Source organism: Salinisphaera sp. SWV1 (assembly GCF_052044155.1).
GTDB lineage: Bacteria > Pseudomonadota > Gammaproteobacteria > Nevskiales > Salinisphaeraceae > Salinisphaera.
Genome location: NZ_JBQDYE010000027.1, coordinates 35,892 through 62,203, shown reverse-complemented (window position 1 = coordinate 62,203; position 26,312 = coordinate 35,892). Strand labels below are relative to the sequence as shown.

The following is a 26,312-nucleotide window of genomic DNA, read 5'->3' as shown; positions in this document are numbered from 1 at the left end:
CCGTGGAACCTGCATGCACAGGATTTAGCCATGAACCTGGCCGCCTGTGAATGATGGGGTTTGTGGATCGCTTACGTCTTTTCGAAGCGAAGACCGGGCCCGAGCCCAGGTCGTGCAATTCCAGCGTCCTGGGGCCGTTGATCAGTTCTGGCGGGACGTAAGCAATGTCGAAGTCGGGTATCGGCAGTTGCCAGTAGCGCGCTATACAGCCGCAGATCCATTCGCAGATCAAGCTGTGTTTACCGGCATCACGACCTTCGACGAAGTAAGTTGCTCCATCGTCGCCGCGACATATGAACGGATTAGTCCTCGTTTGAGTCGTCCGTTCAATGACTTCGACAATCTCAAGCACTGAAAAGATAGCTCTGGATATCAAAAAACGCACTACGGATACCGCTGAGGGAGCCGAGCTTTTGCCTGGCGTCACGCGTTCCTCCGTAGCGGATACGCAGAAAATCAGGAATGCGTTCTGAAGCCAACTCATTGACGCCGTGCTGTTCGTAAGCTCGCAGAATATAGTTCAGAAACGCTCGCATCTCGGTTTCGTAGCCGGCTAAGCCAGTCTCTCGTGCCCGGTCAGCCCGCTCACGGCGGGCCAGCGGCGCCAGCGTAAAGCGGATATAGGCCAGCACGTCGAAGATATCGCTGTCCGGCGCATCGATCAGCCGGCGCATGTCGTCGAGGCGGTCGTGGTCGTAATCCATTTCCGCCAGGCGTTCGATGAAGGCAGCGCGCTGTTCGGGATCGCTCCAGATATCGCGCAGTTGTTCTTCGGAGTCGATCAGGCCTCGCAGATCGCCGAATAGTTGCTCCATGAACTGCTGGGCAGTGATCGGCGTGCCGTCGTGCGACCAGTAGCTGGTGGTGGCGAGATAGCGGATGTTGCGGGCCTTGCCGTCGGCCAGTTTTACGACAATCTTTTCGGGCGGCTCGTCCTCGCCGCCGTCGTAGGTGTCGCCTTCTTCATCGACACCGCCGGGAGGCGTTGGCTCGGGCGCGTTCGGATAAGGCTGCGGGTGCGGCTCGGGTAGCTCCGGCGGCTCCGGCTCGCCGTCCCATTCCGGGTCCTTGAAGTGCTCGTGCGCCTTCACGAAATCGTAGACGGTAAAGAAATATTTGCCGTCGAACACGCGCGTGCCACGGCCGATGGTCTGCTTGAACTCGATCATCGAGCGGATCGGCCGCATCAGCACGATGTGGCGCACGTTGAGCGCGTCCACGCCGGTAGAGAGTTTTTGCGACGTGGTGAGAATCGTCGGCAGCGTCTTCTCGTTGTCCTGGAACTGGCGCAGGAAGGTTTCGCCGGCCGCGCCGTCGTCTGCGGTCACGCGAACGCAATAGTCCGGCGGCTGATGCGTCGCCACTTGGTTGATGTAGTCGCGCACCCGGGCGGCGTGGGCCTGCGTGGCACAGAACACCAGCGTCTTCTGGCGCGGGTCGATCTCGGCCATGAATTGTTCAACGCGGCTCTTCTCTCGTTCTTCGATCTCGATCTTCGTATTGAAGTCGGCTTCGGTATACAGCCGGTCGTAGTCGATCTCGCCGGCCAGCACTTCGTCCTCGCCGGAGAACGAATAAGTATCCAGCGTGCTCGCCATCTGGCGCACCTAGAACGGCGTGAGATAACCGTCGTTGATGCCCTCCTTGAGCGAATAGCTATACAGCGGCTCGCCGAAATAGCCGTAGGTATCGACGTTGGCATCCCGCTTTGGCGTGGCCGTCAGGCCGAGCTGTACGGCGGGCGAGAAATGTTCGAGGATCGCGCGCCACTGGCTTTCATCCCGCGCGCCGCCGCGGTGGCATTCGTCGATCACGATGAAATCGAAGAAATCCGCCGGATAGCCCTCGAACGTGAACTCGCGCTCGGCGTCTGTTTTCCCTTCCGTCATGAAGGTCTGGAAGATCGTGAAGAATACGCTCGCGTTCTTCGGCAGCTTGCCCTGCTTACGAATCTCATCCGGGCTGATGCGGCAGAGCGCATCGGCGGGGAAGGCGGAGAACGCATTGAACGCCTGATCCGCCAGGAAGTTGCGATCCGCCAGAAACAGTATCCGCGGTCGCCGCGTCGGCTCGCCCGACAGATTCCAACTCGCCTGAAACAGCGTTCACGCGATCTGGAAGGCGATGCCTGTCTTGCCCGTGCCGGTAGCCAGCGTCAGCAACATGCGCGACCGGCCCTGGGCGATGGCTTCCAGCACGGCGGTGATCGCATTGTGCTGGTAATAGCGCGGTTGCCACTTGCCGCCGCCAGTCTCGAACGGTACATCGCCGAAGCGATCGCGCCAGTCGTTGTGCTGAGGAAAACAGCGATCCCAAAGCGCTTGCGGCGAGGGGAACGGCAATTCCAGATCGCCTTCCGCGCCGGTTGCCATATCCACGCCGTACCAGCGCAGCCCGTTGGTGGCATAAGCAAAGCGTGTCTTGAGGCGCTCTGCGTATTCCTTCGCCTGTGCCAGCCCTTCCGTATAACCTAGCCCGGCGCGCTTGGCCTCGATCACCGCCAGCTTGCGGCCTTGCAAGCTGAGCACGTAATCCGCTTTCAGCGGATTGATTCGCCCGGCCGTCGTGATACGGCCTTTGGCGATCTCCTCGCGGGCGACGCGGCTACCGTCGGCGACACCCCAGCCCGCGTCCTGAAGCACGGGGTCGATACGATTGGCGCGGGTGTCCGCTTCTGTTTCCTGCATGGAATGGTCAACCCCCCAGGTTGGCCGATATCACGGGCGCGTCACGTGGCCACGCTTTTAGCCGATGAGCTTGTCGTACTCGGCGTGCGTCCCGATCCAGAACCACGCCACGCCATCCGGTACTTCAACGCCGAGCGCTCGGTAGCGAATACCAACGCGTACCGAGCGAAAACGGCCAATCTGCTTGAAACGCAGCGACGGATGCCGCGGGTCTTCTTTTAACAACGCGTAATTCTTGTCCGCCTTTCTCTGGACCGATTCGGGCAACTGCTCATAGCACGTCCAGAAGGCCGGCGTTGCGAAATGCTTCAAAGCGGCTTGATGTGGCCACTTTTGTGGTCCGCAATGGCCGCGTCTGCCAGCGCGTCCAGTTTTCCGGAGCTCGCATCGGCTTCGATCTGAGCATCCCACTTTCGTGCATCGAATGCATCGAACCATTCACGGAACCGACGTAGCTCCGAGTCCGGCAGGTTCTTCACCGCTCTTTCGATTTCTTCGACTTGGGACATGGCGTGCTCCGATCCTCTCGATGTGATCGATTCTAACGCGGTAGGGCTTGAGCGGCGACCTGATATGCGCTGCTGGATTGCAAAGGTCTGGCGTCGAATCGGCCGAGGTTTCGCGCTGCAGCGCGAGTCACTTATCTTGCTTGCCCAAGATGAGTAACCAACAGAAGAGCCCCCTGTCTTGCCGATGCCCTGCGCGGCTCCGGCCGAAAGAGGACGGCCGGAAACTCGCTGCGCTCAAACATCCGGCCGTCTTTTTCTCTTTCGGCTTCCACCGCTCGGCGCTGCGCCCAAGGGAGCGAATACAGACAAAGCGATCGAGTCGACTCGTGGCTCTCGCCTGTATTCGGCCCCGTGGCGTAGCGACGGAGACGCGCAGCGGTGAAGGGTGTCCGATGCACAGCATCGGTGCGGCCAGCCTGTCTGAGTGGCGCCAAAGCGGTGCGAGTTCTGGCCGCATCCCTTCGACGTGGGCATCGGAGTATCGCCCCGAGAGGCAGAGCAGGGCCTTCCCGCAGCTAAGCCGTGGGATGCGACCCTCGGCGGGGCGAACCGTGCGAGTCGCACCATCGGCGCTCATGCCGAACGCCGGCGGTCGCATCCCAGCTACGCCGGGAAGGCCCTGCTCCTCGCCTCGTACGGCACCGGCGTAGCCGGCGCAAGAGCGGGTGTCCTTATTTGGGCTTACCGTTTGTTGGACAAGCAACAAAGGGTAAGTCGCGCATCAGCGCGAAACCTTAGCTCGATTAAGCTCGAAAATGTATCTGACCCCTTTTGCGTGACCCCTTTTGCGCCCGCTTGTCGTGTCGGCCGCCCGTGAATGTGGGTAGCTCCCGGGCGCCCTTTAATCGGCTGGAACAGCGTATAGCTCGCCCGATCGGCCTCGGGGCGGTCGCGCAGCAACTGGCTGAGTTCCCGGGCGCCGATCCGAGTGAGGGCCGCGTATTCGGCATCAGGTCACGACGCGGAAGAGGTTTCTGCGGCCATGCATGTCTCGCGATGACGTCGTGGGAATGTCAGTCTATTGGCGATAAACGAAACAGGCGATTCGTGTCCTCGGTTTGGCGCCTGAAATGGGGGGAACCAATTCGGCAGGCCTTTCATACGGACTTTTAGGTGCGACGAAAACCGGCCTGAATCGGCACCAGCGCGGCGGCGGCCTCGTTTGGGTCGAATTGGGTCGGGTCGAAGTCGGAACCGATCGCTTCGAGCAGCATTTCGCCGTGCTCGTCCGCATGGCCGGCGAGGGCGGCCTTGAATGCCTCGTAACCGGGAATGCCGCCGATATCCTCGGGCGGACAGGCCATGGCGCCGTCCAGCAGGCGAGGGCACGGGTTGGTGTTTTCCAGCCCGATTTGTTCGACGATGATCCGGTGTTCCCATCCGTCGCCGAAGTCGTAGAGATAGTGGAATTCGTTCTTCTTCAATCGCGCTACCAGCGTTTGCAGCTTCAGATTGGCCGCTTGCGCGACGTCATCCATGCCGGGAACACCGAACGGGTCAGGTTCGCCATAGCGACGCCCTTCACACTCGAATTCATAGAGGTGGTCATCTTCCCAGCCCATGACGAGCTGGATGACGTCGTGCAGGCGGCGCAGGTTGATCTATGCCGGGACGAGCACACGTCGCCAGACGAGCGGGTCGGTGTGCAACAGCTCGATGCGAAGAACGATGTCGGTCATGCCAGGCTCCGGCAATCGATAGCGGATTCCAGTGATGCCATTAGACAGCGGTCGGCACGGTTATTACTGGCCGGGCGCCCCATTTTTTTATTGGCCGGATCGGAATCGGCGCCAGGCAATAGGCGAGTGACCGCTGTGTATCCGCCACATAAAGAAGGCGGCTTGCGCCCATGGTGGTGTAAAGCCCACAGGTCTGTCATGCCCCGGGTCGGCGATTGATCGGGCCTGTGCGATGCGCTTCGTCCGGGCACTTGATGGCACGCCGCTTGCGACGCCTACGACGAAAGTTGTTGAACAATAGTCTTTCTGGATTGTTCAACAATTGCTAGATTCGATCGTGGGCTTTCCGGCTCGCCTATTCCCACTGGAGTGACACATGGCAGATGCGCTTTCGAACGGCCGGATGATGTCCGGGGCCAGGCGGACGGCGATGCTGGGCGCGGTGTTCCTGATGGCCACGAGCGCCATCGGGCCCGGGTTCATTACCCAGACCACGGTGTTCACGGTGCAGATGGGCGCGGCGTTCGCGTTCGCCATTCTCGTGTCGACGCTGCTGGATATTGCGGTGCAGCTCAATGTCTGGCGTGTGGTCGGCGTGTCGGGGCTGCGTACGCAGGAGCTCGGCAACCGGGTGGCGCCGGGGTTGGGCTGGTTTTTGTCGGCGCTGGTTTTTCTTGGCGGGGTGGTGTTCAACGTCGGCAACATCGCCGGTGCCGGGCTGGGCGCGAACGCCATGCTCGGCGTGGACCCGAAGATCGGCGGTGTGGTCTCGGCGGCGATCGCGGTGGGCATTTTCTCGATCCGCAAGGCTGGCGTGGCCTTGGATCGGGTGGTGATGGTACTTGGCGTGGTGATGATCGCGCTGATGCTGTATGTGACATTCGTGTCCAGCCCGCCACTCGGGGCTGCGCTTGTGAACACAGTGCTGCCGGGCCAGATCAATTTTCTGGTGATCACGACACTGGTCGGCGGCACGGTCGGCGGTTACATCACCTATGCCGGGGCGCACCGGCTACTGGATTCGGGCGCAAAGGGCCCCGAGTACGCGGGCGAGATCGCCAGGAGTTCGGTGCTGAGCATCGTCATTACGGCCGTGATGCGGGCGTTGTTGTTCCTGGCGATTCTGGGCGTGGTGGCGGGCGGTGCGCATATCGCCGGCGAGAACATGGCGGCGGATGCCTTCAAAGCGGCGGCCGGCGACATCGGCATGCGCGTGTTCGGCGTGGTGTTGTGGGCGGCGGCGCTCACTTCGGTGGTTGGTGCGGCGTTTACGTCGGTATCGTTCATCACGCTGTCGAGCACCGCGCCGCGCACGCGCCAGTGGGTCACGGTCGTGTTCATCGTCTGCTGTGCCGCGATCTACGCCGCGCTCGGGCAGGCGCCGCAGGTGCTGTTGATCTTCGCCGGCGCCTTCAATGGGCTGATCCTGCCGGTGGGCTTCGGGCTGCTGCTGTGGGTGGCCTGGCGTCGGCCCGATCTGCTTGGCGGTTACGCGTATCCGCGTTGGCTGCTTGTTATCGGTGCGGTGGCCTGGTTGCTCACGGTGTTTCTGGGTATCAGTTCGCTTGGCGGGCTGGCCAGGCTGGCTGGCTAAGGGTGTGCCTGATCGTCGCGTCTTGGCTGATCGACGGTGTGTTCGTCAGGGAGCGGCGTTCTGGTTCTAACCACGAGGCGACCAAAACCTCGTTTTCGCACTGATGTGCGAGTCACCTTTCTTGCTTGCCCAAGAAAGGTAACCGAAAGAAGGGCACCCGACACGGCGCCGGCTAGCGCCGGTTCACTGCGATGCTCGCGACGACGGGATGCCGTCTGAACTCGGGCCGCTTTGGCGGCCCTCAAACATGCAGACCGCACCGGCGCTGTGCGCCGGATACCCGGCGCCACTGCGCTTCTCGTCGCCGCGTAACGGGACTGAATGCAGACGAGCTACTCGCAGGCTTGCGCAGTAGTGCGACACATCCGGCTGAATCGAGCGCGTGATTCGTTTCACGCCGCAAAGCTAGGCGTTATCTTCCAGATGCCCGAGCAGTTCGGCTTCGGCGGCGTCGAGGTAGTGCCGCAGGCGCTCGGCGGCGTCCTGCCGCCGGCCGGCGCGTAGCAGGGCGACCAGTTCGCCGTTGCGTTCGACGTAATGGCTGTGGAAGTCGGGCATGGACGCCATCGCGTGGAAGATCAGGCGCATTTCGGCCAGCACGCGTTCCATGAGCCGTTCGAGCGTGCGGCTGCCGGTGAGCGTGACGATCGCCTTGTGCAGCGCCTGGTTGGCGTCGGCCATGGCGGTGATGTCGCCGGCATCGCGGGCACGGCACGCCTGATCGATGATCGCCGCCATATGCGCGAGCGCGTCTTCGCTCGGCCGGCCCCAGAGCACCGCGCCGGGTTCGATTGCACGGCGCACGTTGTAGATTTCGCGCACGTCGTCCGGCCCGGGTGCTGCGACGAACACGCCGCGGTTGGGGATGCGCCGCACGATGGATTCGGCCGCCAGCATGGTGAAGGCTTCGCGCAGCGTGTTGCGCGAAACCCCCAGCGCGGTCGCCAGCGCCTGTTCGGACAGCCGGGAACCCGGCTTGAGCTGCCCATCGGCGATTCGCGTGCGCAGGATGCCCGCAACCCAGGCGCCCGTGTGGGCGTGTTCGGCCCGCGGTTGGTCGTTGATCGTGACTGGTGTGCTGTCGCGCAAATTCATGGTCCTGTTTCGGCGTTCTGGCGGCGAAAGCGCGATGCTACTCGATGCGGCCCAGCGCCTCGCCGTTGGTCACGTGATCGCCAGGCTGTTGTTCGCCGCGTGAAAACCGCCCGGCGCGCGGGGCGGCGACGGTGGTTTCCATTTTCATGGCTTCGAGCACGGCCAGCGCATCGCCGGAGGCGACTTCGGCGCCGTCTTCGACCACCCATTTCACGAGATTGCCGCTGATGGAGGCGACGACCTGCGATTCGTCGGCCGCGTCCTCGCCGGCGTCCGGCGCCCCGCTCGCCGCGCCGTGCTGGCCGGGATGCATCAGGGCCGCATAGAGCGCGGCCGGCAGGCCGAGCTGTACCGCGCGGCCATCGACATCGATCGTCAGTTTTTGTCGCGTGCCCTCCGGCGTGGCGGCCGCCAGCTCCGGCGACGCCGCCAGCCGCTGCCTGAATTCGGTCTCGATCCAGCTTGTGTGGACGCCGAAGGTGTGGGCATCGGTGAACGCCGGCTCGTTGAGCACGGCGCGATGAAAGGGCACGACGGTCGGCAGGCCTTTGATCACGAGCTCGTCCAGCGCGGCCCGGGCGCGGGCGAGCGCCTGCGGGCGCGTCTCACCATGCACAATCAGCTTGGCCAGCAGCGAGTCGAAGGTCTCCGGCACCACCGAGCCCGAGCGCACGCCGGTGTCAACGCGAACGCCGTGGCCGGTCGGTGCTTCGAAAGTTTCAACCGTGCCCGGGAACGGCAGGAATCCGCGCGCCGGGTCTTCGGCGTTGAGACGGAATTCGAAGGCGTGGCCGGTCGGTTCGGGGTCCTCGGTCACGCGCAGCGCCTGGCCGTCGGCGATACGAAACTGTTCGATCACCAGATCGATGCCGCTGGTGGCCTCGGTGACCGGATGCTCGACCTGAAGGCGGGTATTGACTTCGAGAAAGGAGATTTCGCCCTCGTGGCCGACCAGGTATTCGACGGTACCGGCCCCGGTATAACCCGCCTCGCGGCAGATCGCCTTGGCCGAGCGATGGATTTCGGCGCGCTGTGCATCGGTGAGAAACGGCGCCGGGGCTTCCTCGACCAGCTTCTGGTTGCGCCGTTGCAGCGAGCAGTCGCGCGTGCCGACGACGATGATATGGCCGTGGGTGTCGGCCAGGATCTGCGCTTCGACGTGGCGCGGCTTGTCGAGAAAGCGTTCCACAAAGCATTCGCCGCGGCCGAAGGCCGTCTTGCCCTCGCGCACCGCCGAATCGAAGGCGTCCTCGATATCCTCGGCGCGGCGCACGATCTTCATGCCGCGTCCGCCGCCGCCGAAGGCCGCCTTGATGATAATCGGCAGCCCGTGCGCCTCGGCGAATTCGCGCACCGCATCGGCATCGTCGATCGGCCCGTTCGAGCCCGGCACCAGCGGTGCGCCGGCGGCGACCGCGATTTCGCGCGCGGTGACCTTGTTGCCGAGATCGCGAATCGCCTGTGGCGACGGCCCGATCCAGATCAGCCCGGCATCCATGACCGCCTGGGCGAAATCCGCGTTCTCGGAGAGAAAGCCGTAGCCCGGGTGTACCGCATCCGCGCCGGCGTGTTCAGCGACGTCCAGCAGTTTGTCGATACTCAGATACGTCTGTTCGCCGGTGGTCCCCTCGAGGCCGTAGGCGGCATCGGCCAGACGCACGTGCAGCGCATCGGCGTCGTTGTCGGCATAGACGGCCACCGAGGCGAGCTCGGCATCGCGGCAGGCCCGCACGATACGTACGGCGATTTCGCCGCGGTTGGCGATCAGCACTTTCTTCATGGCGATTCCTCGGCCGGCGGCCGGCCGTCGTCCTGGTCGTCTTCGATCGGCGCCAGCGTGTCTGGATCGACCACCGCGAAGCGCACGGCCTCGCCCGGCGCGATCTGGGCGGCGAGGGGCAGGTCTTCGGCGATGACCACGGCGATCACGGGATAGCCGCCCGTGACCGGATGATCCTTCAGAAACAGCACGGGCAGGCCCGACGGCGGTATCTGCAGGGCGCCGGGCACCGTGCCCTCGCTCGGGAGTTCGCCGTCGCGGTCGCGTTCGAGCGCGGCGGCGTCGTTGTCGGTGTCCAGATTCAGGCGTACGCCGATACGGTTGGACTGCTCGGTCGCGCGCCAGCGCTGGCGGGTGAAGCGCGCCCGGGTCGCCGGGCTGAACCAGTCGTCCCTGGGGCCGAGGACGACGCGCAGCACGAGGGTGTTGTCTTCGTCGCGCTCGGCGAGGGTCGTGGGTTCGGGCGCGCCGACGATATGCGATGGTCCGGCGGCCCCGACCGGCAGCACGCGGCCGGCGGCCAGCGGTTCGGGCCCGATGCCGGACAGGGCATCGTGCGAACGGCTACCCAGCACCGCCGGTACATCGAGCCCGCCGCGCGCGGCGAGATAACTGCGCAGGCCTCGTTGCGGCGTGGCCAGCGTCAGCGTTTCGCCATCGTGCAGGGCGAACGGCGCCCGCAGCGGCGCGGTGCGCGGGCCGCGTTCGCTGTCGATCGTGGCCTGAGTGTCGGCCCCGGTCCGGGCCAGCGTCAGATCGCCGTGGGCGCGGATCGTCAGTCCGCCCAGCAGGGTTTCGATCACCGCGTCGTCGGCCGGGTTGCCGACCAGCCGGTTGGCCTGGCGCGCCGCGGTTTCGTCGGCCGCTCCCGAGACCGATACGCCGAGATGGCTCAGCCCGGGCCGACCGAGATCCTCGATCAGCGACTGCAGGCCGGGGTCCACGATCTCGAGGGCCGGTTCGGCGACGGTGTCCGGTGCATCCGCGCGGGCCGTGGCCTCGTTACCCTGTTCGCGCTGCAGGCGGTCGACGGCTTTGTAGCGCACGAGATCGCCGGCCTGGATCAATGCCGGTTCCTCGCGCTCGATATCCCAGACGCGCGCATCGGTCCGGCCGATCAGCTGCCAGCCGCCGGGCGAGCGGCGCGGATACACGGCGCTGAACGGGCCGGCCAGGGCCACCGAGCCGGCCGGTACGGCGGTACGCGGCGAATCGCGGCGCGGCACATCGAGCGTGTCGTCCTCGGCGGCGAGATAGACGAAGCCCGGGGCGAAGCCGCTGAAGGCGGCGCGCCAGGTCTGGCGCGTATGGGCTTCGATCACGCCGTCCACCCCAAGCCCGGTCAGTTCGGCCACGGTTTCCAGATCCTCGCCGTCGTAGACCACCTCGATCTCGACGGTCTTGCCGTCGGTTTGCTCGATCGGCGGGGCGTGGATGTCGTGCACGGCGGCGTGGGCCCGGGCCGCGTTGCGATGCGAGTCGCACTTGATCAGCAGCGTCTTCGCCGCCGGCACGAGATCGATCTGTCCGGGCAGGGGGTGATCGAGCAGATACGCATGCAGGGCAAGCACCTCGTCCAGCGTGTCCCGCTCGACCATCACGGCCCGGCTGCCGACCCAGCGTATGGGGCCGCCGCTCATACGAAGCTGCGGATCTCGATTCCGGCGTCTTCCAGCGCGCGACGCACGGCCGCCGCGGTCGCCACGGCATGCGGGTTGTCGCCGTGCACGCAGATGCTGGCCGCGTCGACGTGGATTTCGGTGCCGTCTCGCGCGATCAGCACGCCCGCCTTCGCCAGCCGGATCATGTTGGCAGTGATGGTGTCGTTGTCCTCCAGCACTGCGTCTTTCTCGCGCCGCGAGACCAGCGTGCCGTCGGCGTTGTAGGCGCGGTCGGCGAAGGCTTCGACGATGCCGCGCAGGCCTTGACTCTCGGCTTTCTTGAGTACCACGGCACCCGGCAGACCGAGCACCGGCAGGCTATCGTCGTAGGCCTGGATCGCGTCGACGACGGCCTGGGCGTGCGCCTCGTGGGCCACGACGGCGTTGTAGAGCGCGCCGTGCGGCTTGACGTAGCGCACGCGTGCCCCGGCGGCCCGGGCGAATGCGTCCAGCGCGCCGATCTGGTAGAGAATATCGTCGGCGAGTTCGCTTGCCGTGCAGTCGAGAAAGCGGCGGCCAAAGCCCGCGAGATCGCGATAGGACACGTGCGCGCCGATGGTCACGCCCGCGGCGACCGCGTCGCGACAGGTTTGGGCGAGCGTGGACGGGTCGCCGGCATGAAAGCCACAGGCCACATTGGCACTGGAAACCGACTCGAAGATCGCGGCATCGTCGCCAAGGTGCCAGCGGCCGAAGGATTCGCCCACGTCGCTGTTGATGTCGATGGCCGTCATCGCGAATAGCCTCTGGTGCGGTATCTTGCTAAACCATGCCTCAGCGCCTTAGATTGTTCAACAATCACGCGCCGCCCGGCGCCGGGATATTTTCAAGCGGTGCCAGTGGAGCAGGCAATGGACGATCAACGCGATACCGGATCGAACGCCCCTTACGCGGACTGGTCGCCCCAGGCCGCGCGCGACGCATTCCGCGGCGGCTTGTCACCGCAGACGTCGCCGTTTTGCCACGGTTATGCACAGGCCAATCTGATCATCGTACCGGCATCGCAGGCGTTCGATGTGCTGCTGTTCGCCCAGCGCAATCCCAAGCCCTGTCCCTTGCTCGGTGTGCTGGAGGCCGGGCAAGTCGACGGATCCCTGCTGCCGGGCGGCGATATCCGTACCGACCTGCCGCGCTACACCGTCTACGAGGACGGCGTGAAAACCGCGGAGCCAACCGACATCCGCGACCTGTGGCGCGATGATTTCGTCACCTTCATCATCGGCTGCAGCTTCACTTTCGAAGCCGCGCTAATGGCCGAGGGCATCCGCATGGCGCATATCGATCAGGGCGTGAACGTGCCGATGTACCGAACGGCACGCCGCTGCACGCCGGCCGGCACCATGGACGGGCCGCTGGTGGTCTCGATGCGGCCGATCCCGGCCGGGCAAGTGGCCGACGCCGTGCGCGTGACCTCGCGCTACCCGTCGGTCCATGGCGCGCCGGTGCATGTCGGCAATCCGCACGAGCTCGGCATCGATGATCTTTCGCGGCCCGATTTCGGCGAACCAGTGACGATTGCCGAAGGCCATATCCCGGTGTTCTGGGCCTGCGGCGTCACGCCCCAGGCGGCGGTGATGGAAACCCGCCCCGCGATCGCCATCGGCCACGCGCCCGGTCATATGCTGATCACCGACGCACCGGATCGCGCCTATCTGATTCCGTAGTACCGAGCCCAGCACACGCGGTTCGCGATGCGCTATGGTCCGCCGGTATCACCGTCGACGCCGATTGATCGGTGCCGGGACGAGCCCACCCAATGATGCTATTCGACGGTGGTCAGCATGTGCATCACCAGCCGGATCATCACATCCTTATTGGCCGGGTCGGACTCGGCGACGAGCAATGTGAGCGCGGCCAGGCCGACGTCGTTGATGAGGACATTGCCGTTGTCGTCCAGCAGCCGATTGTTGCGATACAGAAAATCGACGAACAGGAATGCTGCACTGCGCTTGTTGCCATCGGCGAACGGGTGGTTCTTGATCACAAAGTAGAGCAGGTGGGCGGCCTTGGCTTCGATGGTGGGATAGGCGGGTTCGCCGAATACGCTTTGATCCAGATTGGTCAATAGGGCGTCGAAGCCGTCGCCTCGCTCGCGTGCGAAAAGATCGGTGGCTTCGCCGCGCTCGATGAGATCGGCCTTGAGATCGGCAAGCGCCTTGCGCGCCTCGGCCAGGCTCGGCAGGCGCCCGCCGGTCTCGGCTCGTGGTTCGGTGAGCAGGCCTTCGTCGTAGCGCTGCAGCAGCAGAAAGGTTTGCGCGTAGCGGGTCGCGATATCGACCAGGCCGCGGCCTGTTGTGGCATCGAGCGCTGGGCTTTGGGCGGTCTGCCGCAGCAGCCGCATCGCGGCGTCGAGTTCCTGCGCATTCGTTTCGAAGCGCTGTCGCGCGAGCGTCCAGCCTTGTACAAGGTGTTCGCGCAATACGCGCGTTGCCCATTGGCGGAACTGCACGGCGCGCTTGGAATTGACGCGGTAGCCGACCGAGATGATGGCGTCGAGGTTGTAGTGTCGGATCTCTCGCCGGACCCGGCGTTTGCCTTCCTGGCGAACTACTAAGAAATCCTTAGTAGTTGCCGATGCCGCCAGTTCGCCGTCGGCGTATATGTTTTGCAGATGCATCAGCACGTTTTCCGGTGAGGTGCCGAATACCTCGCCCATCTGCCGTTGTGTCAGCCAAACCGTTTCTTGCGATGTGTCCAGTCGAACTTCGACGGATTTGTCATCGTCTTGATAGATCAGCAGCGGCGCTTGTTTGTTATCACTCATTCGCAGACGGCTCGCCCGAATAATTCACCCCACGACCCAGTTCGCAGCAAAACCCGCCACAATGCAATCGGCTGTTCCGGTTTACCGAACCGGAATCACTGTCAACGATCGCACCCCCTGGGCACCGCGTACCAGCACGCCCTCGATATCCGCCGTGGCCGATGGGCCGGTGTGGAAAACCGTGTAGCGGGCGGTTTTGTAGTCGTCGCGCCGGTAGGCCCGGTGCAGGTTGGTCTCGATCGCGGCCGGGTCGAGCAGGACGACGAGGTGCTGGGCGAGATAGGCCACGGCGTTGACGGTGAGTTCGGCTTCGGTGAAGCACACGCTGCCGGTTTCGGCCACACCGAAGCGCGCGCGCAGCACGGCAACATCGATGTCGTGCAGCGACGCTGGGGTGTCGTCGGCGCGGACGGGGCGGTTGCCTTTAATCTCGCCTACGTTGGAGGCGATGATGCTGTTGGCGTCGAGCCGGTCGGCCAGTACCCGGCGCAGGGTGGCCGCAAGGGACTCGCCGGGTTCCGGCTCGGCCCAGGCGCCGCCCATTTTTTCCAGCACGTCGATGAAGCGGGCCTGCAGGCCGGCCGTATCGCTCGGGTAATCGCCGTCGTAGTTCGGCACATCCGGCGCGGCGGCCGCGAATTTCGGCTTGTTGGCACGAATGTCGGCCAGGATTTCGTTGCGGCCTCTCATTCGCTGTCTCCGGTGGCGGCTTCTTCTTTTTTCAGACGATGCTTGCGATACCAGTCATGGAAGCTGCCCTCGGCCGGCACTTCGGGCAGATCGCGGACCTGGCCCCAGGCATTGAGCTTGTTGTAGAGCGCCCAGTCGGGGAGGTGTTTGAGCGCCGAATGGGCGGATTTGATCGCCGTACGGTAGGCACGCGGCGAAGCCAGCGTACGCCCGGCAGCGGCGAGCGTGGATTTCTTGGTCCACGGGATCATGTCGTCCTCGGCCAGCACCTGGCGCCATTCGAAGATCTGCTCGTGGATGTTGATCTTGACCGGGCAGACATTGGTGCAGCTGCCGTTGAGCGTCGAGGCGAACGGCAGGTTCGAATAGCGATACGCGTCGATCGACGGATCGAGAATCAGCCCGAGCGGGCCGGTGTAGGTCGCGCCATAACTTAGCCCGCCCGAGCGACGGAACACCGGGCAGGTGTTCATGCAGGCGCCACAGCGGATGCATTTCAGCGACGACCAGAAGCGTTCGTCCGCCAGGCGCTTCGAGCGGCCGTTGTCGACCAGCACGATATGCATTTCGCCGTCCGACTTCGGCGCGCGGAAGTGCGAGGTGTACTGGGTGATTGGCGAGCCGAGCGCGGATCTGGAGAGCAGCCGGATGAACACGCCCAGGTCGGAGAGCTTCGGCACGATCTTTTCGATGCCGATGGAGGCCACATGCAGATTCGGCACGTTGGCCGAGAGATCGGCGTTGCCTTCATTGGTACAAACCACGAAGCCGCCGGTTTCGGCGATGGCGAAGTTGGCGCCGGTCATGCCGGCATCGGCATCCAGAATCAGTGGACGGGTGGCCTGGCGTTGCTGCTCGGTGAGGTAATGCGCATCGTCGTTGTCCGGGTCGGAGCCGAGTGTCTTGGCGAACACCTGCGAGACGTCCGAGCGCATCTTGTGCACGGCGGGCACGACCACGTGGCTCGGGTCCTCTTTGTCGAGCTGCTGGATGCGCTCGCCGAGGTCGGTTTCGACGATATCGATGCCCACGCCTTCCATGTAATGCCGGAAGCCGCATTCCTCCATCAGCATCGACTTGGACTTGATGACCTTTTTCACGCCGTGGCGCGTAAAGATCTCGTGCACGATGCGGTTGTGATCGGCGGCGTCGCCCGCCCAGTGCACGTGCACGCCGTTGGCGGCGGCATTGTCGGCGAACTGCTCCAGGTACTCGTCGAGATGGGTCAGCGCATGGGTCTTGATCTGGCTGGCCAGATCGCGCAGTTCTTCCCATTCTGGAATGGTCTCCATCGCCGCGTCGCGGCGCTGGCGCATGGCCCAGACGCGTTCGTCGTGCGATTGGGCGTGGACCGGCGAGTGCAGGAACTCGCGCGCCGCACCCGCGTGGTCGACTCGCTGGCCGGCGCGGGCCTTGGCCGGTTTCGGCTGGGCTTCGCGCACCGCCTCGGCGGAATTGAGGGTCTGGTTCGGATCGGGCGTACTCATGCCGCGCTCCCGTTGAGGACTTCGGCGATGTGCTTGAACCGGATCGGCGCACCGATGCGCCTGGCGCAGCCCTGCTGGTGCATCAGGCAGGAGGTATCGGCGGAGACGATGTACTCGGCGCCGGCGCGGCCGTGATCGGCGATCTTGTCGCGGCCCATGCGGCCGGAGACTTCCGGCTCGGTAACCGAGAACGTGCCGCCGAAGCCGCAGCATTCATCCGGCCGGGCCGGGCTGACCAGTTCGATGCCCGCGACTTTTTCCAGCAGCGCGCGTGGTTTAGAGAAAGAGCGTCCGCGCAGCTCGCTCGGTTTGCCGTGGCCGAGGTTGCGCAGCGTGTTGCAGGAGTCGTGGTAGCCCACCTTGTGCGGGAATTTGGCCCAGGGAAAGGCCTCGACCTTGAGCACGTCGTGCAGATACTCGACCAGCTCGTAGGTGTTTTCGCGCACATGCCTGACCGCGGCGGTCTGCTCGATCGCGGTGAGGTTGTCGCGGATCTGGTGCACGCAGGAACCCGAAGGCGCCACGATCACGTCGTAAGCGGCGAAGTTGTCCACGAACAACTGCTCGGTCGCCGCAGCTTCCGCGTGGCAGCCGGAGTTGACCATGGGCTGGCCGCAACAGGTCTGGTCGAACGGATAATCGACATCGCAGCCGAAACGCTCCAGCAACTCGAGCGTCGCAACGCCGACCTGCGGATAGAAGGCATCAATAAAGCAGGGTACGAACAGACCGATGCGCATGGGCCACCATTGCGGATTGCCGGGAGCACCAGATTAGGGCCTGTTGCCGTTTCGTGCGAGCGCCGCGTTGGCGACCGCAAATCGTGTCCGGCAAGGCGCGAGTCGCCGATCGTGGCGTGTCACGATCAAGACTTGCAACGCCGCCGGGCGCCCCAAGTAAATTTTTATGGGCGGCCCAGCCCTTCGGGCCAAGCGCTGTTTTGCGGCAATCCAGCGTTGTAGCTCTCTCACGTAGAATAACTACGCCACGTTCGCTACGCCTCGTCTTGCCGCAAAACAGCACTTGGCGCGGACTCGCACGAAACGGCAACAGGCCCTTGCGCGTCTGGCGCGAACGGCAATGGCTGGGCCGGGGCTGTGCGATGCAATCCGTGATTGGGCCGATGTCTTCGGGGTGGTGTAGACGACCACGGCTTGCGCCGTGGCCGCTCGGCCTGCGCTATTTCGGCTTCGGCCCCTGAACCACGCGCACCAGATCGCCCGGCCGGAACCATTTCTTCACGGCCGCCTGGATCTGTTTGGCATCGATGGACTGGTAGGCCCTGGCCGCGCGATAGGGCTCGTCCAGCGGCTGGTCGAGTTCGACGCGCGACAGCAGGCCGTAGCCGATCGAGTCGGCGCCAGCTTCGTTGAGCGGCACCTGCCGGATCAGGCCGGCGCGGGCGCGGTGCAGTTCGCCGCTGGAGATCGGCACCTTGGCCATTCGTACCAGTGCCTGGCGAATCAGCTTGTCGGCCTCGTCGACCTTGTCCGGGTCGCTGCCGTACTGGAAGGCAAGCTGGGTTCGGGTACGCGAGGTACCGAGGCCCGACGACACGTAATAGACCAGCCCGCGCTGCACGCGCAGTTCGCGATACAGCCGGCTGGCGAAGGCGCCGCCGGTGAGCACCTGGTTGGCCATCTTCAGCGCACGAAAGTCGGGCGCGTTCGACGTCAGCCCGAGCGACTCGGCGAGCTGGACCGTATCCTGCGACTGTGCCTTGTCCGGCACGTGATGGAAGCTCGACTTGTTGTCGCCGATCTTCGGCAGGGTCACATCCGGCTTTTGGCCTTCGGCCTTCCAGTCACCGAACGCGCCGGCCACGGCCTGCTTCGCCGTGTCGGGGCTGATGTCGCCCACCACCACGATCGTGGTCAGGTCGGGGCGAAATACCTTGTGGTAGTAGGCGGTGACATCGCTATAGGTGAGCCCGGCGATCGATTTCGGCGTGGCGAAGCGCAGGGCCGGATCGCCCTTCGGCAGGATGCCCTTTTTCATCGCCTGGTTGGCCTTGAAGTCCGGGCTGGCGATGGTGCCGGCCTGGGACGCCGCCGCGCGCTGCTTGAGAACCTCGAACGCATGCTTGGGCAGCGCCGGGTGCAGCTCGTTCTCCGCCAGCAGACCGAGGCCCTTGTCGAAATGATCGGGCAGCACGGTGAGCGAGAAATCGGTACCGGCCGAGGCCTGGGCGCCGATGGCGTCGAGTGCGGCCTGGTAGGCCTTGCGATCGTGCTGGGTGGTGCCAAAGTCGAGCAGTTCGGAGAGCACGTCGCTCACGCCCTCCTGGTGCTTCGGCGTTTCCAGATCCGGCTCGTTGCGGATATGGCCGTAGACGTGCACGGCATGGACCGAGCTCGACTGCACCGTGATCAGCTTCACGCCGTTATCGAGCGTGGTTGCCACCGGCTTGATCGACTGCGCCGGCGTGGTGATCCTGGCCAGCGGCTTGGCGGCCCAGTCCGGCAGTTTCACGTGGCCGACGTTCTTCGGCGAGAACGATTCGCTGCCGCCGTAGCCGCCGCCGGTCTGCGGCGCGCCCGAGCCTTCCGGCTTGAGAATGGCCAGCACGCTCTGGTCCGGCTGGACCAGTTTGGCCAGCATCTTGTTCACGTCGGCCGCGGTGACGTTCTTGATCGCGGCCAGTTGATCCGCCGGCGACTGCAGGTGATCCACCGCCACGGCCTGCGTCCAGCGATGCGCCAGCCCCGAGATCGAATCGCGTGCGGCGGTGTCCCGGGTGATGAGCTGGCGCTTGGCCGCGGCCACCTGGTCGGGGCTGATGCCGTGCTTGGCGATACCGCCGAGAATCGAGCGCATTTGCTTGACCAGCGCATCGGCATCCGCGCCCTTGGGAAACACGACATAGCTCACGCCGATCGAACCCAGCGCCGCCGGCAGGGTGGTGTACTGCGCGGCCAGACTCTTGCCGCTGGCCACCATCTGCGTGTACAGCGGGCCGCGCGGGTTGTTGAGCACGCTGGCCAGCACTTCGGTGGTGGCCATGGCCCGGGCATCGCGGCTGCCCGGGGCCCGCGAGCCGATCAGCGCGAAGCCGTAGCCGCTGTCGGTGGGCATATGGATGGTCTTGGATTCGATCTTGCCCGGCTTGACCGGCTTGCGCTCGGGCAGCTTCTTGGCCGGGATGCCGCCGAACAGATTCCTGGCCTCGGCCAGGATCTTGTCGGCGTCCACGTTACCGGCGACCACCAGCACCGCGTTGTTCGGCGCATACCACTGGTCGTGGAAATGCTTGAGCATCTTGGCGGTCGTCTTGTTGAACGACGCACGTGTGCCGAGCGCATCATGCGAGTAGGGCGTGCCCTGGTAGAGCGCTTCGCGCATGCGCTTGATCGCGACCTGGATCGGCGAGGACATGTCCTGATTGACTTCCTGCTCGATCGCGCCGCGCTCCTGTTTCCAGGCGGCGGGCTTGTCGAGCACGCTCTTCATCCGCACCGACTGCAGACGCAGCGCGACGTCCGTGAACTGGTTGGGCACCGTGTAGTAGTAGGTCGTCGAGTCGTTGGTCGTGAACGCGTTCGATTGACCACCGAGCGCGGCGCCAATGCCGGCGATCTGCTCGGCCGACAGCCCCTTGGCGCCGCGAAACATCATGTGTTCCTGGGCATGGGCCATGCCCGGGAAGCCCTTCGGCGCTTCGCGCGAGCCCACCTTGTACGTGAGCATCGTGGTCGCCACCGGGGCCATGCGATTCGGCACCACGATCACCTGCAGGCCGTTGTCGAGCGTCTCGCGGGCCACCCGGTCGGGGCTCGCGTCGCCGGCGGTTTGGGCCGGCGGTGTATTCGGCGTGGACGCGGTGTCGGCCCAGACGGTCTGGGCGCCGGCGGCCATAAAGGCCGCGGCGGCAAGCGGTAGAACGCGTTTGAACATCAATTTTTCCCCGTGAATCGGTTTCGCCGACGCGTAAAATATTAACCCGGCTTCGCGGCCGATGGCCGCAGCGAGCATGCCTGCGCATACTCGCGTTATTAATCCGGCATGAAGGTATTTTCATGCTGGATTAATAATGACGGTGTATCACGAAGCGGTGCGAGCCCGGAAAACGATCAGGGCTTCGGGCCGAGTATGTCGGTCAGCGTGTCGCCCTGTGGCATGCCTTGATGGATATGGATCCCGCCCTGCTTGTCGCGGGTTACGATGCCCGGCGTCCCGCGGATCCCCAGGCCGGTCATGAGGGCGTCGTTGGCGGCGAGCTTGCCCGACAACGACGACGGAACAGGGTTGAGCGGCTGAATGCCGCCGGTGCGGTCATCGGCCTCGTGCCGGCGATAGGCCGCGACCGGGTTTTTCGCCGCCAGGATCGCCGCGGCCTTGCCCGGGCTGGACGGCTTGAGCACACCAACGAGGATCGTACGCAGCTGCACCTTGCCGGCCTTCACCCACGGCCGCGCGGCTTCATAGAAGCGATGACAGTACGGGCAGTTCGGGTCGGTGAACACATAGACCGTGCGCGGCGCGCTGGCGGGCCCGTCGGCGATCCAGGTCGCGGCTTCCAGTTGCGGCCAGGCCGATTGCTGCTGCGGCTGCGTGATCGCCGCGTCGAGTGCTTTCTGGCTCAGGTCGTGGCCGTGCGCGTCGAGCATGGTGCCGACGATCACATGGTGCCCGTCGGGGGTGAGATAGAGTGCAACCGGCGTATGCCCGGCGCGCGCGGCATAGCCGGTCAGCCCGCCCGGCGCATCGAAGCGCTTGACGACGGTCAGCCCCTTGTCGGCCAACTGCTGGATGGGCGCCGGCCAGTCGCCAGCACGGGCCGCGCCGACGCCCAGCAGGGTGACCAGCATGCAGGTCAAACCATAACGCACGGCCATGAGCCATCCGGTTTGAAGATCGGGGCAACAGCCTAAGCGGCGTTTTTCGTCTGCGTCCAGTGGTTTTGCCGTGGGCTCAGACGCCGCCGTCGACGTCGAGCAAGGCGCCGGTGGTGAACTCGGCCTCGCTGAGGTACAGAATCGCTTCGGCGATGTCCTCGGGCGTGCCGATGCGGCCCAGCGGAATCCGGCCCGCCGCCTGCTGCGGCTTGTCCGGCTGGCCGCCGCTGGCGTGGATCTCGGTGTCGATGACGCCCGGGCGCACGGCATTGACGCGGATATTCTCGTTGGCGACTTCGCGCGCCAGGCCCTCGGTGAAGGTATCGATCGCGCCCTTGGAGGCGCCGTAGTCGATGTACGTACCGGCGCCGCCGCCCCCGCCCGCATGGCTGGCCGCGGACGACACGTTCACGATCACCCCGCCGGCGCCGCCGTGGGCGGTGCCCATGCGCCGGATCGCCTCGCGGGCACAGATAAACGGGCCGACCACGTTGACTTTCATCATCCGCTCGATGCGCGCCGCGCTCATATCGGCCACCGCGCTCGGCTCGTCCACGATGCCGGCATTGTTGACCAGTGCGGTGACCGGGCCGAGATGTTCGTCGACCGCCTTGAACATGGCCACCACGTCGTCTTCGTTGGATACATCGGCCTGCACCGCGATGGCGCGCCCGCCGTCCTTCTCGATCGCCGTGACCACGGCTTCGGCCGCTTCCCGATTGCCGCGGAAGTTCACGGCCACGGCATAGCCGTATTTGGCCGCCATCAACGACGTGGCGGCACCGATGCCGCGGCTGCCGCCGGTAACGATCATCACTTTATCCATGAGATGGGTCTGGTTTGGGTCGATCGCGCCAGATTAAGCCAGTGCTGTCGGGCTGACCAGCGCACGCCGCGACAACTCAGACGCCGCGCCAGAACATGAGCGCGGTCATGGCGGCGCCGATCGCCACAATGCCGATGCGATGCCAGCGCGGGTTGATGGTGTCACCGGCGGCGGCGCCGACCCATCCGCCGATCAGCGCGCCGGTGGCCATGAGGGCCGCCAGGCGCCAGTGCACGAGCCCGAACGCAGCGTAGGTGATCACGGAAATAATGGTCAGCACGGACGAGGTGACCGCCTTCATCGCCACCGAGGACAACAGACGCTTCTGGCCCAACAGGCCGAGCACGGCAATCATGATGATGCCGACGCCGCCGTTGAAATAGCCGCCGTAGGCGCAAGTGAGGTATAGCCCGGGTACTGCCACCCAGCGCGGCGCGCGGCGGTCGCGGGTCGCCCGTTTGATCCAGGGCCCGGCGGCGAAGATCAGCGTGGCCGCGGCCATCAGCCAGGGTACGATCACCGCGAACGCATGGTTGCCCGTCGCCAGTAGCAAGGCCGCGCCGCTCACCCCGCCGGCCGCGGCGATCGCGATCATGGCGGCCAGGTTCAGCCCTGGCGGGGCTTCGACGGCGTGCCGCAGGCGAAACAGCGTGGTGACGTAGCCCGGCAGCACGGCACTCGCGCTGGTGGCGTTGGCGGCGGTGGGCGGCAGGCCGTAGAACAGCAGAGCCGGCAGAGTGATAAAGCTGCCGCCGCCGGCCAGGGCGTTGAGGGCGCCGGCGGCGAGTGCGGCGCCGAAGAGCAGGATCCATTCCATGGTGTGTCCCCGATGTCCAGAAAGCGGCCGGCGCCGCCGCACCGGAAAGCTGCGAATTTCAAGGGCCGGGGCCGACGTGTCGGCCTTGGCCGTGAATACCGCATGCGTCGCCCCCGATTATGCCCGGTCTGTTTGATGGCGCGAGCGCGTGCATCGAGCCCGCGCTTGATCCTGCCCGGATTTACCGGGGTGTCGCCCAGCCGGATGCCACGCGCATTGACCACGGGACTCCGTGCGGCCGGATATTCCCACCAACGTCGGCGGCGTGTCGGTGAGCCACTTCGAGTCGGGCCGGAATCGCCTGGCCCGGTACCGGGACGACCCAGACCGTCGCCGAGCGGCTGCACGATCACATGGTCGAAGCCGCCCGGGCCCCGACCGACCGTGCCAAAAACGACGATGTCGACCTGCCCGCCACGGCCTGCATCATGGCGATCGAGATGATCGGCCAGGCCGCCGCGACCGTTGGCGCCAGCGAGTTCTTCCGCGCCGGGCCGCGCCTGAAATAACGCGGGCACGAAGCCGGGCGTGGACGATGGCTGTGGTTCTTCGCGCCGCACGCCCTGCGGGCCTCGCGACCGTGTTCACGGGCCGTTACGACCTATGGAGCGTATGGCGCCGCGCGAGGCTTGCGTATATTGAATCCAGGGTGCGTACATTTGTGCGCTTTGTGAACATCAACCTGGAGGCGAGCCCGCGGCGAATGCATCCGCGGCTCGGCGATGTACGCCATGCGACACGATTCCCGATACGAAACCTTCATCGTCGGCCTGATGTTTCTTACCTGGGGGACGGTTTTCCTGGACCGCATGGCCGAGCTCTATCTGGCTCCGTTCATTGCCGAGGATTTTCATCTCAGCGCCGGCCAGATTGGCGAGCTGGCCAGTATCCTGGCGATTACCTGGGCCGTGTCGTCGTTTGTATTCGGCGCTGTTTCCGACCGCTTCGGCCGCAAGCCGGTGCTGGTGCCGGCGGTGTTTGCCTTCGCCGGGTTGTCGTGGTTGTGCGGCGCGGCGCGCAACTTCTTCGACATGCTGATTCTGCGCGGCGCCGTCGGGATTGCCGAAGGCCCATGCTGGTCGGTCATGAACACGCTGGTGGAAAAGGCCTCGCACCCGAAGCGGCGCGGCCGGAACACGGGGATCGTCGTCTCCGCGGCCGCGCTGATCGGCTTTGCGGTGGCGCCGGTACTGACGACGCAGATCGCTTCCCGCTTCGGCTGGCGCTGGGCATTCGTGGTGGCCGGGGCGCCCGGCGTGATTCTCGCGATCGTGATCTGGCTGTTCGTGCGAGAGCCCGGCGACGCCCGTCAAGGCGAGCCTGCGGCCCCGGCGCCCGCCAAGCCGCGGGCGCGTGACTTCCTGGCCTTGCTCAAGTACCGCAATATCCAACTGGCCGCGATCGGTAACATCGGTTTCGTCGGCTGGTTGATCCTCTACAATACTTTTTGTCCGCTTTACATCATTCATGTGGCCGGCCAGCCGCCGACGACCGCCGGCTTTCTCATGGGCGCCGCCGGGCTGGGCAGCTTCTTCATCGGCTGTGCGGTCGCCACGGTGTCCGATTGGATCGGCCGGCGGGCGACCCTGCTGGTCTCGGCACCGCTTTGCACCGTGCTGCCGCTGATCCTGCTCTGGCCGCCGATGTATGACCATCTCTGGTTGCTGGCCGCCGTATTGTTCGTCTCCCAGGCGGGGCAGGCGGTCGCGGCGATCGTCATGGTGCTGGTTCCGACCGAAACGGCGCCGCCGAACATGGCAGCGGCCGCGATCGGTGTCGTCACCCTGTTTGGCGAGATCGTCGGCGGTGCGGTGGCGCCCACGGCAGCGGGCGACCTGGCGGACAGTTTTCCGTCGCTGGGCCTGGCCATCCCCTTGCTGATGGCGGCGGCCGGTTCGATGCTGGTCTTCGTGGTCGCGTTGTTCATGAAGGAAACGGCCCAATTTGCCCAGCGTCGGGACGAGCTGGCAGCTGCCCATACATAGCTCGCGCGTGTTCACGCCATGAATTGTGCGTGGTCTTTCGTGCCGGGCGCGCCGCGGTGATGAGCCGTATGAATGCAGACGGCGAATGGCCGTCGCGCCGCGTGAATTGTGCCGACAGCGGGCGATGCGTGGGGCGAGCGCGCAACGCGTGTATGGGCCGCACATCGGCGTCGCCCATCGAGAATCGACGGCGCTCGGGTACGCGGGGTGAGCCGCCGGTTGTACTGCAGCGGCCATTGAACCGAGGTCGGCGGACAGGCCTGTGATCGCTTGGCACGGGCGAGCCGATGCCCCGGTTCTATCGCTTCAGGGCATGACGGACGTCTGCAATCCCGCGTTCTTCATTGTTGCTTCTTCAAGGCGGTCTTCATCAGTTTGCCGCTGGCATTGCGGGGCAGTACGTCGATAATGTGGAAGCGTTTCGGCACCTTGTAGCCGGCGAGAAGCGTCCTGCAGTAGCGGGATAGCGCGTCGGGATCGAGGTGGGCGCCTGGGGCCGGCACGATATAGGCATGCCCGACTTCGCCCCAGGTGTCGTCCGCTATGCCGACGACGGCGGCCTCGCTCACATCGGCATGGCCGAGCAGCGCGTTTTCCACTTCGGCCGGAAAGACGTTTTCGCCGCCGGAGATGAACATGTCCTTCTTGCGGTCCTTGATGGTCATGTGCCCGCGGGCATCGGCCTGGCCGATATCGCCGGTGCGCAGCCAGCCATCGTGGGTGAACGCCCGGGCGGTTTCCTCGGGACGGTTCCAGTAGCCCGGCGTCACGTTGGGGCCGCGCACCAGAATCTCGCCGGGTTCGCCCGGCGCGACATCGTTTTCTTCCGCGTCGACCAGGCGGATCGCCACGAACGGCGGCGGCAAGCCGACGCCGCCGGCGGTTTGATCGATCAGCCCGGGCTCGAGCGGCACGTGCATGATCGTTCCGGCCTCGGTCATGCCGAAGCCATTCGAGATCTGAATGCCGCGTTCGAGCCACCAGCGCACCTGGTGTGGCGAGATCGGCGAGCCGCCGGTGAACAGGGCCCGCAGATGATGCCAGCGCGAGGGCTCGAAATTGGTCTGCTCGGTGAGCATGGCGGCCATTTTGGGGACGCAGAAGTAATGCGTGGTGCCGGTTTCGGCATCGGCGAGTAACGCGTTGGTGCGCTGAGGGTCGAAGCCCGGCGCGACATGCAGCGCGCCGCCGAACAGCAAAGGGGCCCGGATGCTCGGCAACAGGCCGATGACATGGAACATCGGCGCGTCGCACAGGAACACGCTGTCGCGGGATACATGGCCGATGAGGCCGAAGTTGACGGCGGTCGCGTAGATATTCTCGCCGGTGATCATCACGCCTTTCGGTCGGCCCGAGGTGCCCGAGGTGTAGAGAATGATTTTCGTGAGATCGCCCGGCAGTGGCGCCAGGCGTGGCGATGGCGGGCAGGCCGCGATCTCGCCTGCCAGATCGGCCGTGTCGATGGATCTGGCGCCCGCGGGCAGGGTGGGCGGCTGTTCGCGATGGTCCATCGCGACCAGTCGGGGCTGGCAATCCGCCAGAATCGTGGTCAGTTCCGCCGTCGACAGTCGATAGTTCAGCGGCACGAAAATCGCGCCCAACCGTTCCGCTGCGATGTTGAGGATGAGTAGATCGGCGCTGTTGCGCGCGATCACGGCGATGCGCTCGCCGGCATGGATGGCGGGCTGTTGTTGCAACCAGGCGACTGCCTGCTGGATATTGCGGTCCAGTTCGGCATAGCGCCAGCGCCGGTCGGTGGCGATGTCCCGGCAAGCGAGGCGGCCGGGTTGTCCGCGCGCGTGCAGGGCGATCGGGTCGGGTGTATCCCATTGCGACATGGCGTGTATCCCTTTTCTTCGATGCGGCCGACGGTTTTATGCGGCTCGCGACAGGCCGCCGGAGC

General features: G+C 65.1%; 21 protein-coding genes and 1 pseudogene. 4 read left to right on the top strand and 18 right to left on the bottom strand.

Going from position 1 to position 26,312, the window contains the following annotated elements; all coding sequences use genetic code 11:
* The 5 genes and pseudogenes from ACS8YF_RS13475 to ACS8YF_RS13455 all read right to left on the bottom strand — a co-directional run.
* Positions 1 to 352, bottom strand: a 352-nt coding sequence (locus tag ACS8YF_RS13475) for a HipA family kinase (RefSeq protein ID WP_440850719.1), incomplete at its 3' end; no start/stop codon positions are given.
* Positions 345 to 2,687: pseudogene (gene hsdR / locus ACS8YF_RS13470) on the bottom strand (EcoAI/FtnUII family type I restriction enzme subunit R). The gene ACS8YF_RS13475 and the pseudogene hsdR, both read right to left, overlap by 8 nt.
* 57 nt (positions 2,688 to 2,744) lie before the next feature.
* The gene (locus tag ACS8YF_RS13465) at positions 2,745 to 2,999 is read right to left on the bottom strand and encodes a ParE family toxin-like protein (protein ID WP_440850718.1); all 255 of its coding nucleotides are present in this window, start codon (positions 2,997 to 2,999) and stop codon (positions 2,745 to 2,747) included.
* On the bottom strand, positions 2,996 to 3,196 hold the full coding sequence (locus tag ACS8YF_RS13460) for a hypothetical protein (protein ID WP_440850717.1): 201 nt from the start codon (positions 3,194 to 3,196) through the stop codon (positions 2,996 to 2,998). The genes ACS8YF_RS13465 and ACS8YF_RS13460 overlap by 4 nt, the downstream gene beginning before the upstream one ends.
* A 1,109-nt stretch (positions 3,197 to 4,305) precedes the next feature.
* Positions 4,306 to 4,791 (bottom strand): plasmid pRiA4b ORF-3 family protein, encoded by a 486-nt coding sequence (locus tag ACS8YF_RS13455; protein WP_440850721.1) that lies wholly within the window; start codon positions 4,789 to 4,791, stop codon positions 4,306 to 4,308.
* A gap of 460 nt (positions 4,792 to 5,251) precedes the next feature.
* On the opposite strand from ACS8YF_RS13455, the gene ACS8YF_RS13450 reads away from it, so the two are divergent.
* Positions 5,252 to 6,469, top strand: coding sequence for an NRAMP family divalent metal transporter (locus ACS8YF_RS13450; RefSeq protein WP_440850716.1), 1,218 nt, complete (start codon positions 5,252 to 5,254; stop codon positions 6,467 to 6,469).
* Positions 6,470 to 6,874: 405 nt separating this feature from the next.
* On the opposite strand, the gene ACS8YF_RS13445 is transcribed toward ACS8YF_RS13450, so the two are convergent.
* From ACS8YF_RS13445 to ACS8YF_RS13430, 4 genes are read right to left on the bottom strand one after another with little or no spacing between them, the layout of a single operon-like run.
* Complete coding sequence (locus tag ACS8YF_RS13445) at positions 6,875 to 7,564, bottom strand: GntR family transcriptional regulator (RefSeq protein ID WP_440850715.1); 690 nt, start codon at positions 7,562 to 7,564, stop codon at positions 6,875 to 6,877.
* 37 nt (positions 7,565 to 7,601) lie between these two features.
* On the bottom strand, positions 7,602 to 9,344 hold the full coding sequence (locus ACS8YF_RS13440; RefSeq protein ID WP_440850714.1) for an acetyl/propionyl/methylcrotonyl-CoA carboxylase subunit alpha: 1,743 nt from the start codon (positions 9,342 to 9,344) through the stop codon (positions 7,602 to 7,604).
* Positions 9,341 to 10,984, bottom strand: a complete 1,644-nt coding sequence (locus tag ACS8YF_RS13435) for a 5-oxoprolinase/urea amidolyase family protein (protein ID WP_440850713.1) — start codon at positions 10,982 to 10,984, stop codon at positions 9,341 to 9,343. Before ACS8YF_RS13435 ends, ACS8YF_RS13440 begins: the two co-directional genes overlap by 4 nt.
* Positions 10,981 to 11,739, bottom strand: a complete 759-nt coding sequence (locus ACS8YF_RS13430; RefSeq protein WP_440850712.1) for a LamB/YcsF family protein — start codon at positions 11,737 to 11,739, stop codon at positions 10,981 to 10,983. Before ACS8YF_RS13430 ends, ACS8YF_RS13435 begins: the two co-directional genes overlap by 4 nt.
* 117 nt (positions 11,740 to 11,856) lie before the next feature.
* On the opposite strand from ACS8YF_RS13430, the gene ACS8YF_RS13425 reads away from it, so the two are divergent.
* Positions 11,857 to 12,669 carry a putative hydro-lyase gene (locus ACS8YF_RS13425; RefSeq protein ID WP_440850711.1) on the top strand — a complete coding sequence of 271 codons (813 nt, stop codon included), beginning with the start codon at positions 11,857 to 11,859 and terminating at the stop codon, positions 12,667 to 12,669.
* Positions 12,670 to 12,767: 98 nt separating this feature from the next.
* On the opposite strand, the gene rhuM is transcribed toward ACS8YF_RS13425, so the two are convergent.
* From rhuM to ACS8YF_RS13385, 8 genes are all read right to left on the bottom strand, one after another.
* Positions 12,768 to 13,769, bottom strand: a complete 1,002-nt coding sequence (rhuM, locus tag ACS8YF_RS13420; protein WP_440850710.1) for a RhuM family protein — start codon at positions 13,767 to 13,769, stop codon at positions 12,768 to 12,770.
* An 81-nt stretch (positions 13,770 to 13,850) separates the two neighbouring features.
* Complete coding sequence (locus tag ACS8YF_RS13415; protein WP_440850709.1) at positions 13,851 to 14,459, bottom strand: LutC/YkgG family protein; 609 nt, start codon at positions 14,457 to 14,459, stop codon at positions 13,851 to 13,853.
* Positions 14,456 to 15,946 carry a lactate utilization protein B gene (locus tag ACS8YF_RS13410; protein ID WP_440850708.1) on the bottom strand — a complete coding sequence of 497 codons (1,491 nt, stop codon included), beginning with the start codon at positions 15,944 to 15,946 and terminating at the stop codon, positions 14,456 to 14,458. Before ACS8YF_RS13410 ends, ACS8YF_RS13415 begins: the two co-directional genes overlap by 4 nt.
* Positions 15,943 to 16,686, bottom strand: a complete 744-nt coding sequence (locus ACS8YF_RS13405; RefSeq protein ID WP_440850707.1) for a (Fe-S)-binding protein — start codon at positions 16,684 to 16,686, stop codon at positions 15,943 to 15,945. Before ACS8YF_RS13405 ends, ACS8YF_RS13410 begins: the two co-directional genes overlap by 4 nt.
* A gap of 439 nt (positions 16,687 to 17,125) precedes the next feature.
* Entirely contained in the window at positions 17,126 to 19,840 is a 2,715-nt protein-coding gene (locus ACS8YF_RS13400) for a M16 family metallopeptidase (RefSeq protein ID WP_440850706.1), read from the bottom strand.
* Between the two features lie 176 nt (positions 19,841 to 20,016).
* Positions 20,017 to 20,781, bottom strand: a complete 765-nt coding sequence (dsbG, locus tag ACS8YF_RS13395; RefSeq protein WP_440850705.1) for a thiol:disulfide interchange protein DsbG — start codon at positions 20,779 to 20,781, stop codon at positions 20,017 to 20,019.
* 76 nt (positions 20,782 to 20,857) lie between these two features.
* Positions 20,858 to 21,607 carry an SDR family NAD(P)-dependent oxidoreductase gene (locus ACS8YF_RS13390; RefSeq protein WP_440850704.1) on the bottom strand — a complete coding sequence of 250 codons (750 nt, stop codon included), beginning with the start codon at positions 21,605 to 21,607 and terminating at the stop codon, positions 20,858 to 20,860.
* A gap of 76 nt (positions 21,608 to 21,683) precedes the next feature.
* Entirely contained in the window at positions 21,684 to 22,424 is a 741-nt protein-coding gene (locus ACS8YF_RS13385; protein WP_440850703.1) for a sulfite exporter TauE/SafE family protein, read from the bottom strand.
* Positions 22,425 to 22,777: 353 nt separating this feature from the next.
* Between ACS8YF_RS13385 and ACS8YF_RS13380 the strand changes: the two genes are divergently transcribed.
* Both ACS8YF_RS13380 and ACS8YF_RS13375 read left to right on the top strand, forming a co-directional pair.
* On the top strand, positions 22,778 to 22,933 hold the full coding sequence (locus ACS8YF_RS13380; protein WP_440850702.1) for a hypothetical protein: 156 nt from the start codon (positions 22,778 to 22,780) through the stop codon (positions 22,931 to 22,933).
* 222 nt (positions 22,934 to 23,155) lie between these two features.
* Entirely contained in the window at positions 23,156 to 24,409 is a 1,254-nt protein-coding gene (locus ACS8YF_RS13375; RefSeq protein WP_440850701.1) for an MFS transporter, read from the top strand.
* A 341-nt stretch (positions 24,410 to 24,750) separates the two neighbouring features.
* On the opposite strand, the gene ACS8YF_RS13370 is transcribed toward ACS8YF_RS13375, so the two are convergent.
* Entirely contained in the window at positions 24,751 to 26,247 is a 1,497-nt protein-coding gene (locus tag ACS8YF_RS13370; RefSeq protein WP_440850700.1) for an AMP-binding protein, read from the bottom strand.
* Positions 26,248 to 26,312: the final 65 nt, after the last annotated feature.

Excerpts from the sequence above, each read along its gene's own strand:
- ACS8YF_RS13390 (WP_440850704.1), bottom strand. The coding sequence starts at position 21,607 with ATGGATAAAGTGATGATCGTTACCGGCGGCAGCCGCGGCATCGGTGCC.
- ACS8YF_RS13405 (WP_440850707.1), bottom strand. The coding sequence starts at position 16,686 with ATGCGCATCGGTCTGTTCGTACCCTGCTTTATTGATGCCTTCTATCCG.
- ACS8YF_RS13415 (WP_440850709.1), bottom strand. The coding sequence starts at position 14,459 with ATGAGAGGCCGCAACGAAATCCTGGCCGACATTCGTGCCAACAAGCCG.
- ACS8YF_RS13410 (WP_440850708.1), bottom strand. The coding sequence starts at position 15,946 with ATGAGTACGCCCGATCCGAACCAGACCCTCAATTCCGCCGAGGCGGTG.
- rhuM (WP_440850710.1), bottom strand. The coding sequence starts at position 13,769 with ATGAGTGATAACAAACAAGCGCCGCTGCTGATCTATCAAGACGATGAC.
- ACS8YF_RS13370 (WP_440850700.1), bottom strand. The coding sequence starts at position 26,247 with ATGTCGCAATGGGATACACCCGACCCGATCGCCCTGCACGCGCGCGGA.
- ACS8YF_RS13450 (WP_440850716.1), top strand. The coding sequence starts at position 5,252 with ATGGCAGATGCGCTTTCGAACGGCCGGATGATGTCCGGGGCCAGGCGG.
- ACS8YF_RS13445 (WP_440850715.1), bottom strand. The coding sequence starts at position 7,564 with ATGAATTTGCGCGACAGCACACCAGTCACGATCAACGACCAACCGCGG.
- dsbG (WP_440850705.1), bottom strand. The coding sequence starts at position 20,781 with ATGGCCGTGCGTTATGGTTTGACCTGCATGCTGGTCACCCTGCTGGGC.
- ACS8YF_RS13435 (WP_440850713.1), bottom strand. The coding sequence starts at position 10,984 with ATGAGCGGCGGCCCCATACGCTGGGTCGGCAGCCGGGCCGTGATGGTC.
- ACS8YF_RS13380 (WP_440850702.1), top strand. The coding sequence starts at position 22,778 with ATGGTCGAAGCCGCCCGGGCCCCGACCGACCGTGCCAAAAACGACGAT.
- ACS8YF_RS13385 (WP_440850703.1), bottom strand. The coding sequence starts at position 22,424 with ATGGAATGGATCCTGCTCTTCGGCGCCGCACTCGCCGCCGGCGCCCTC.
- ACS8YF_RS13400 (WP_440850706.1), bottom strand. The coding sequence starts at position 19,840 with ATGTTCAAACGCGTTCTACCGCTTGCCGCCGCGGCCTTTATGGCCGCC.
- ACS8YF_RS13460 (WP_440850717.1), bottom strand. The coding sequence starts at position 3,196 with ATGTCCCAAGTCGAAGAAATCGAAAGAGCGGTGAAGAACCTGCCGGAC.
- ACS8YF_RS13375 (WP_440850701.1), top strand. The coding sequence starts at position 23,156 with ATGCGACACGATTCCCGATACGAAACCTTCATCGTCGGCCTGATGTTT.
- ACS8YF_RS13430 (WP_440850712.1), bottom strand. The coding sequence starts at position 11,739 with ATGACGGCCATCGACATCAACAGCGACGTGGGCGAATCCTTCGGCCGC.
- ACS8YF_RS13425 (WP_440850711.1), top strand. The coding sequence starts at position 11,857 with ATGGACGATCAACGCGATACCGGATCGAACGCCCCTTACGCGGACTGG.
- ACS8YF_RS13440 (WP_440850714.1), bottom strand. The coding sequence starts at position 9,344 with ATGAAGAAAGTGCTGATCGCCAACCGCGGCGAAATCGCCGTACGTATC.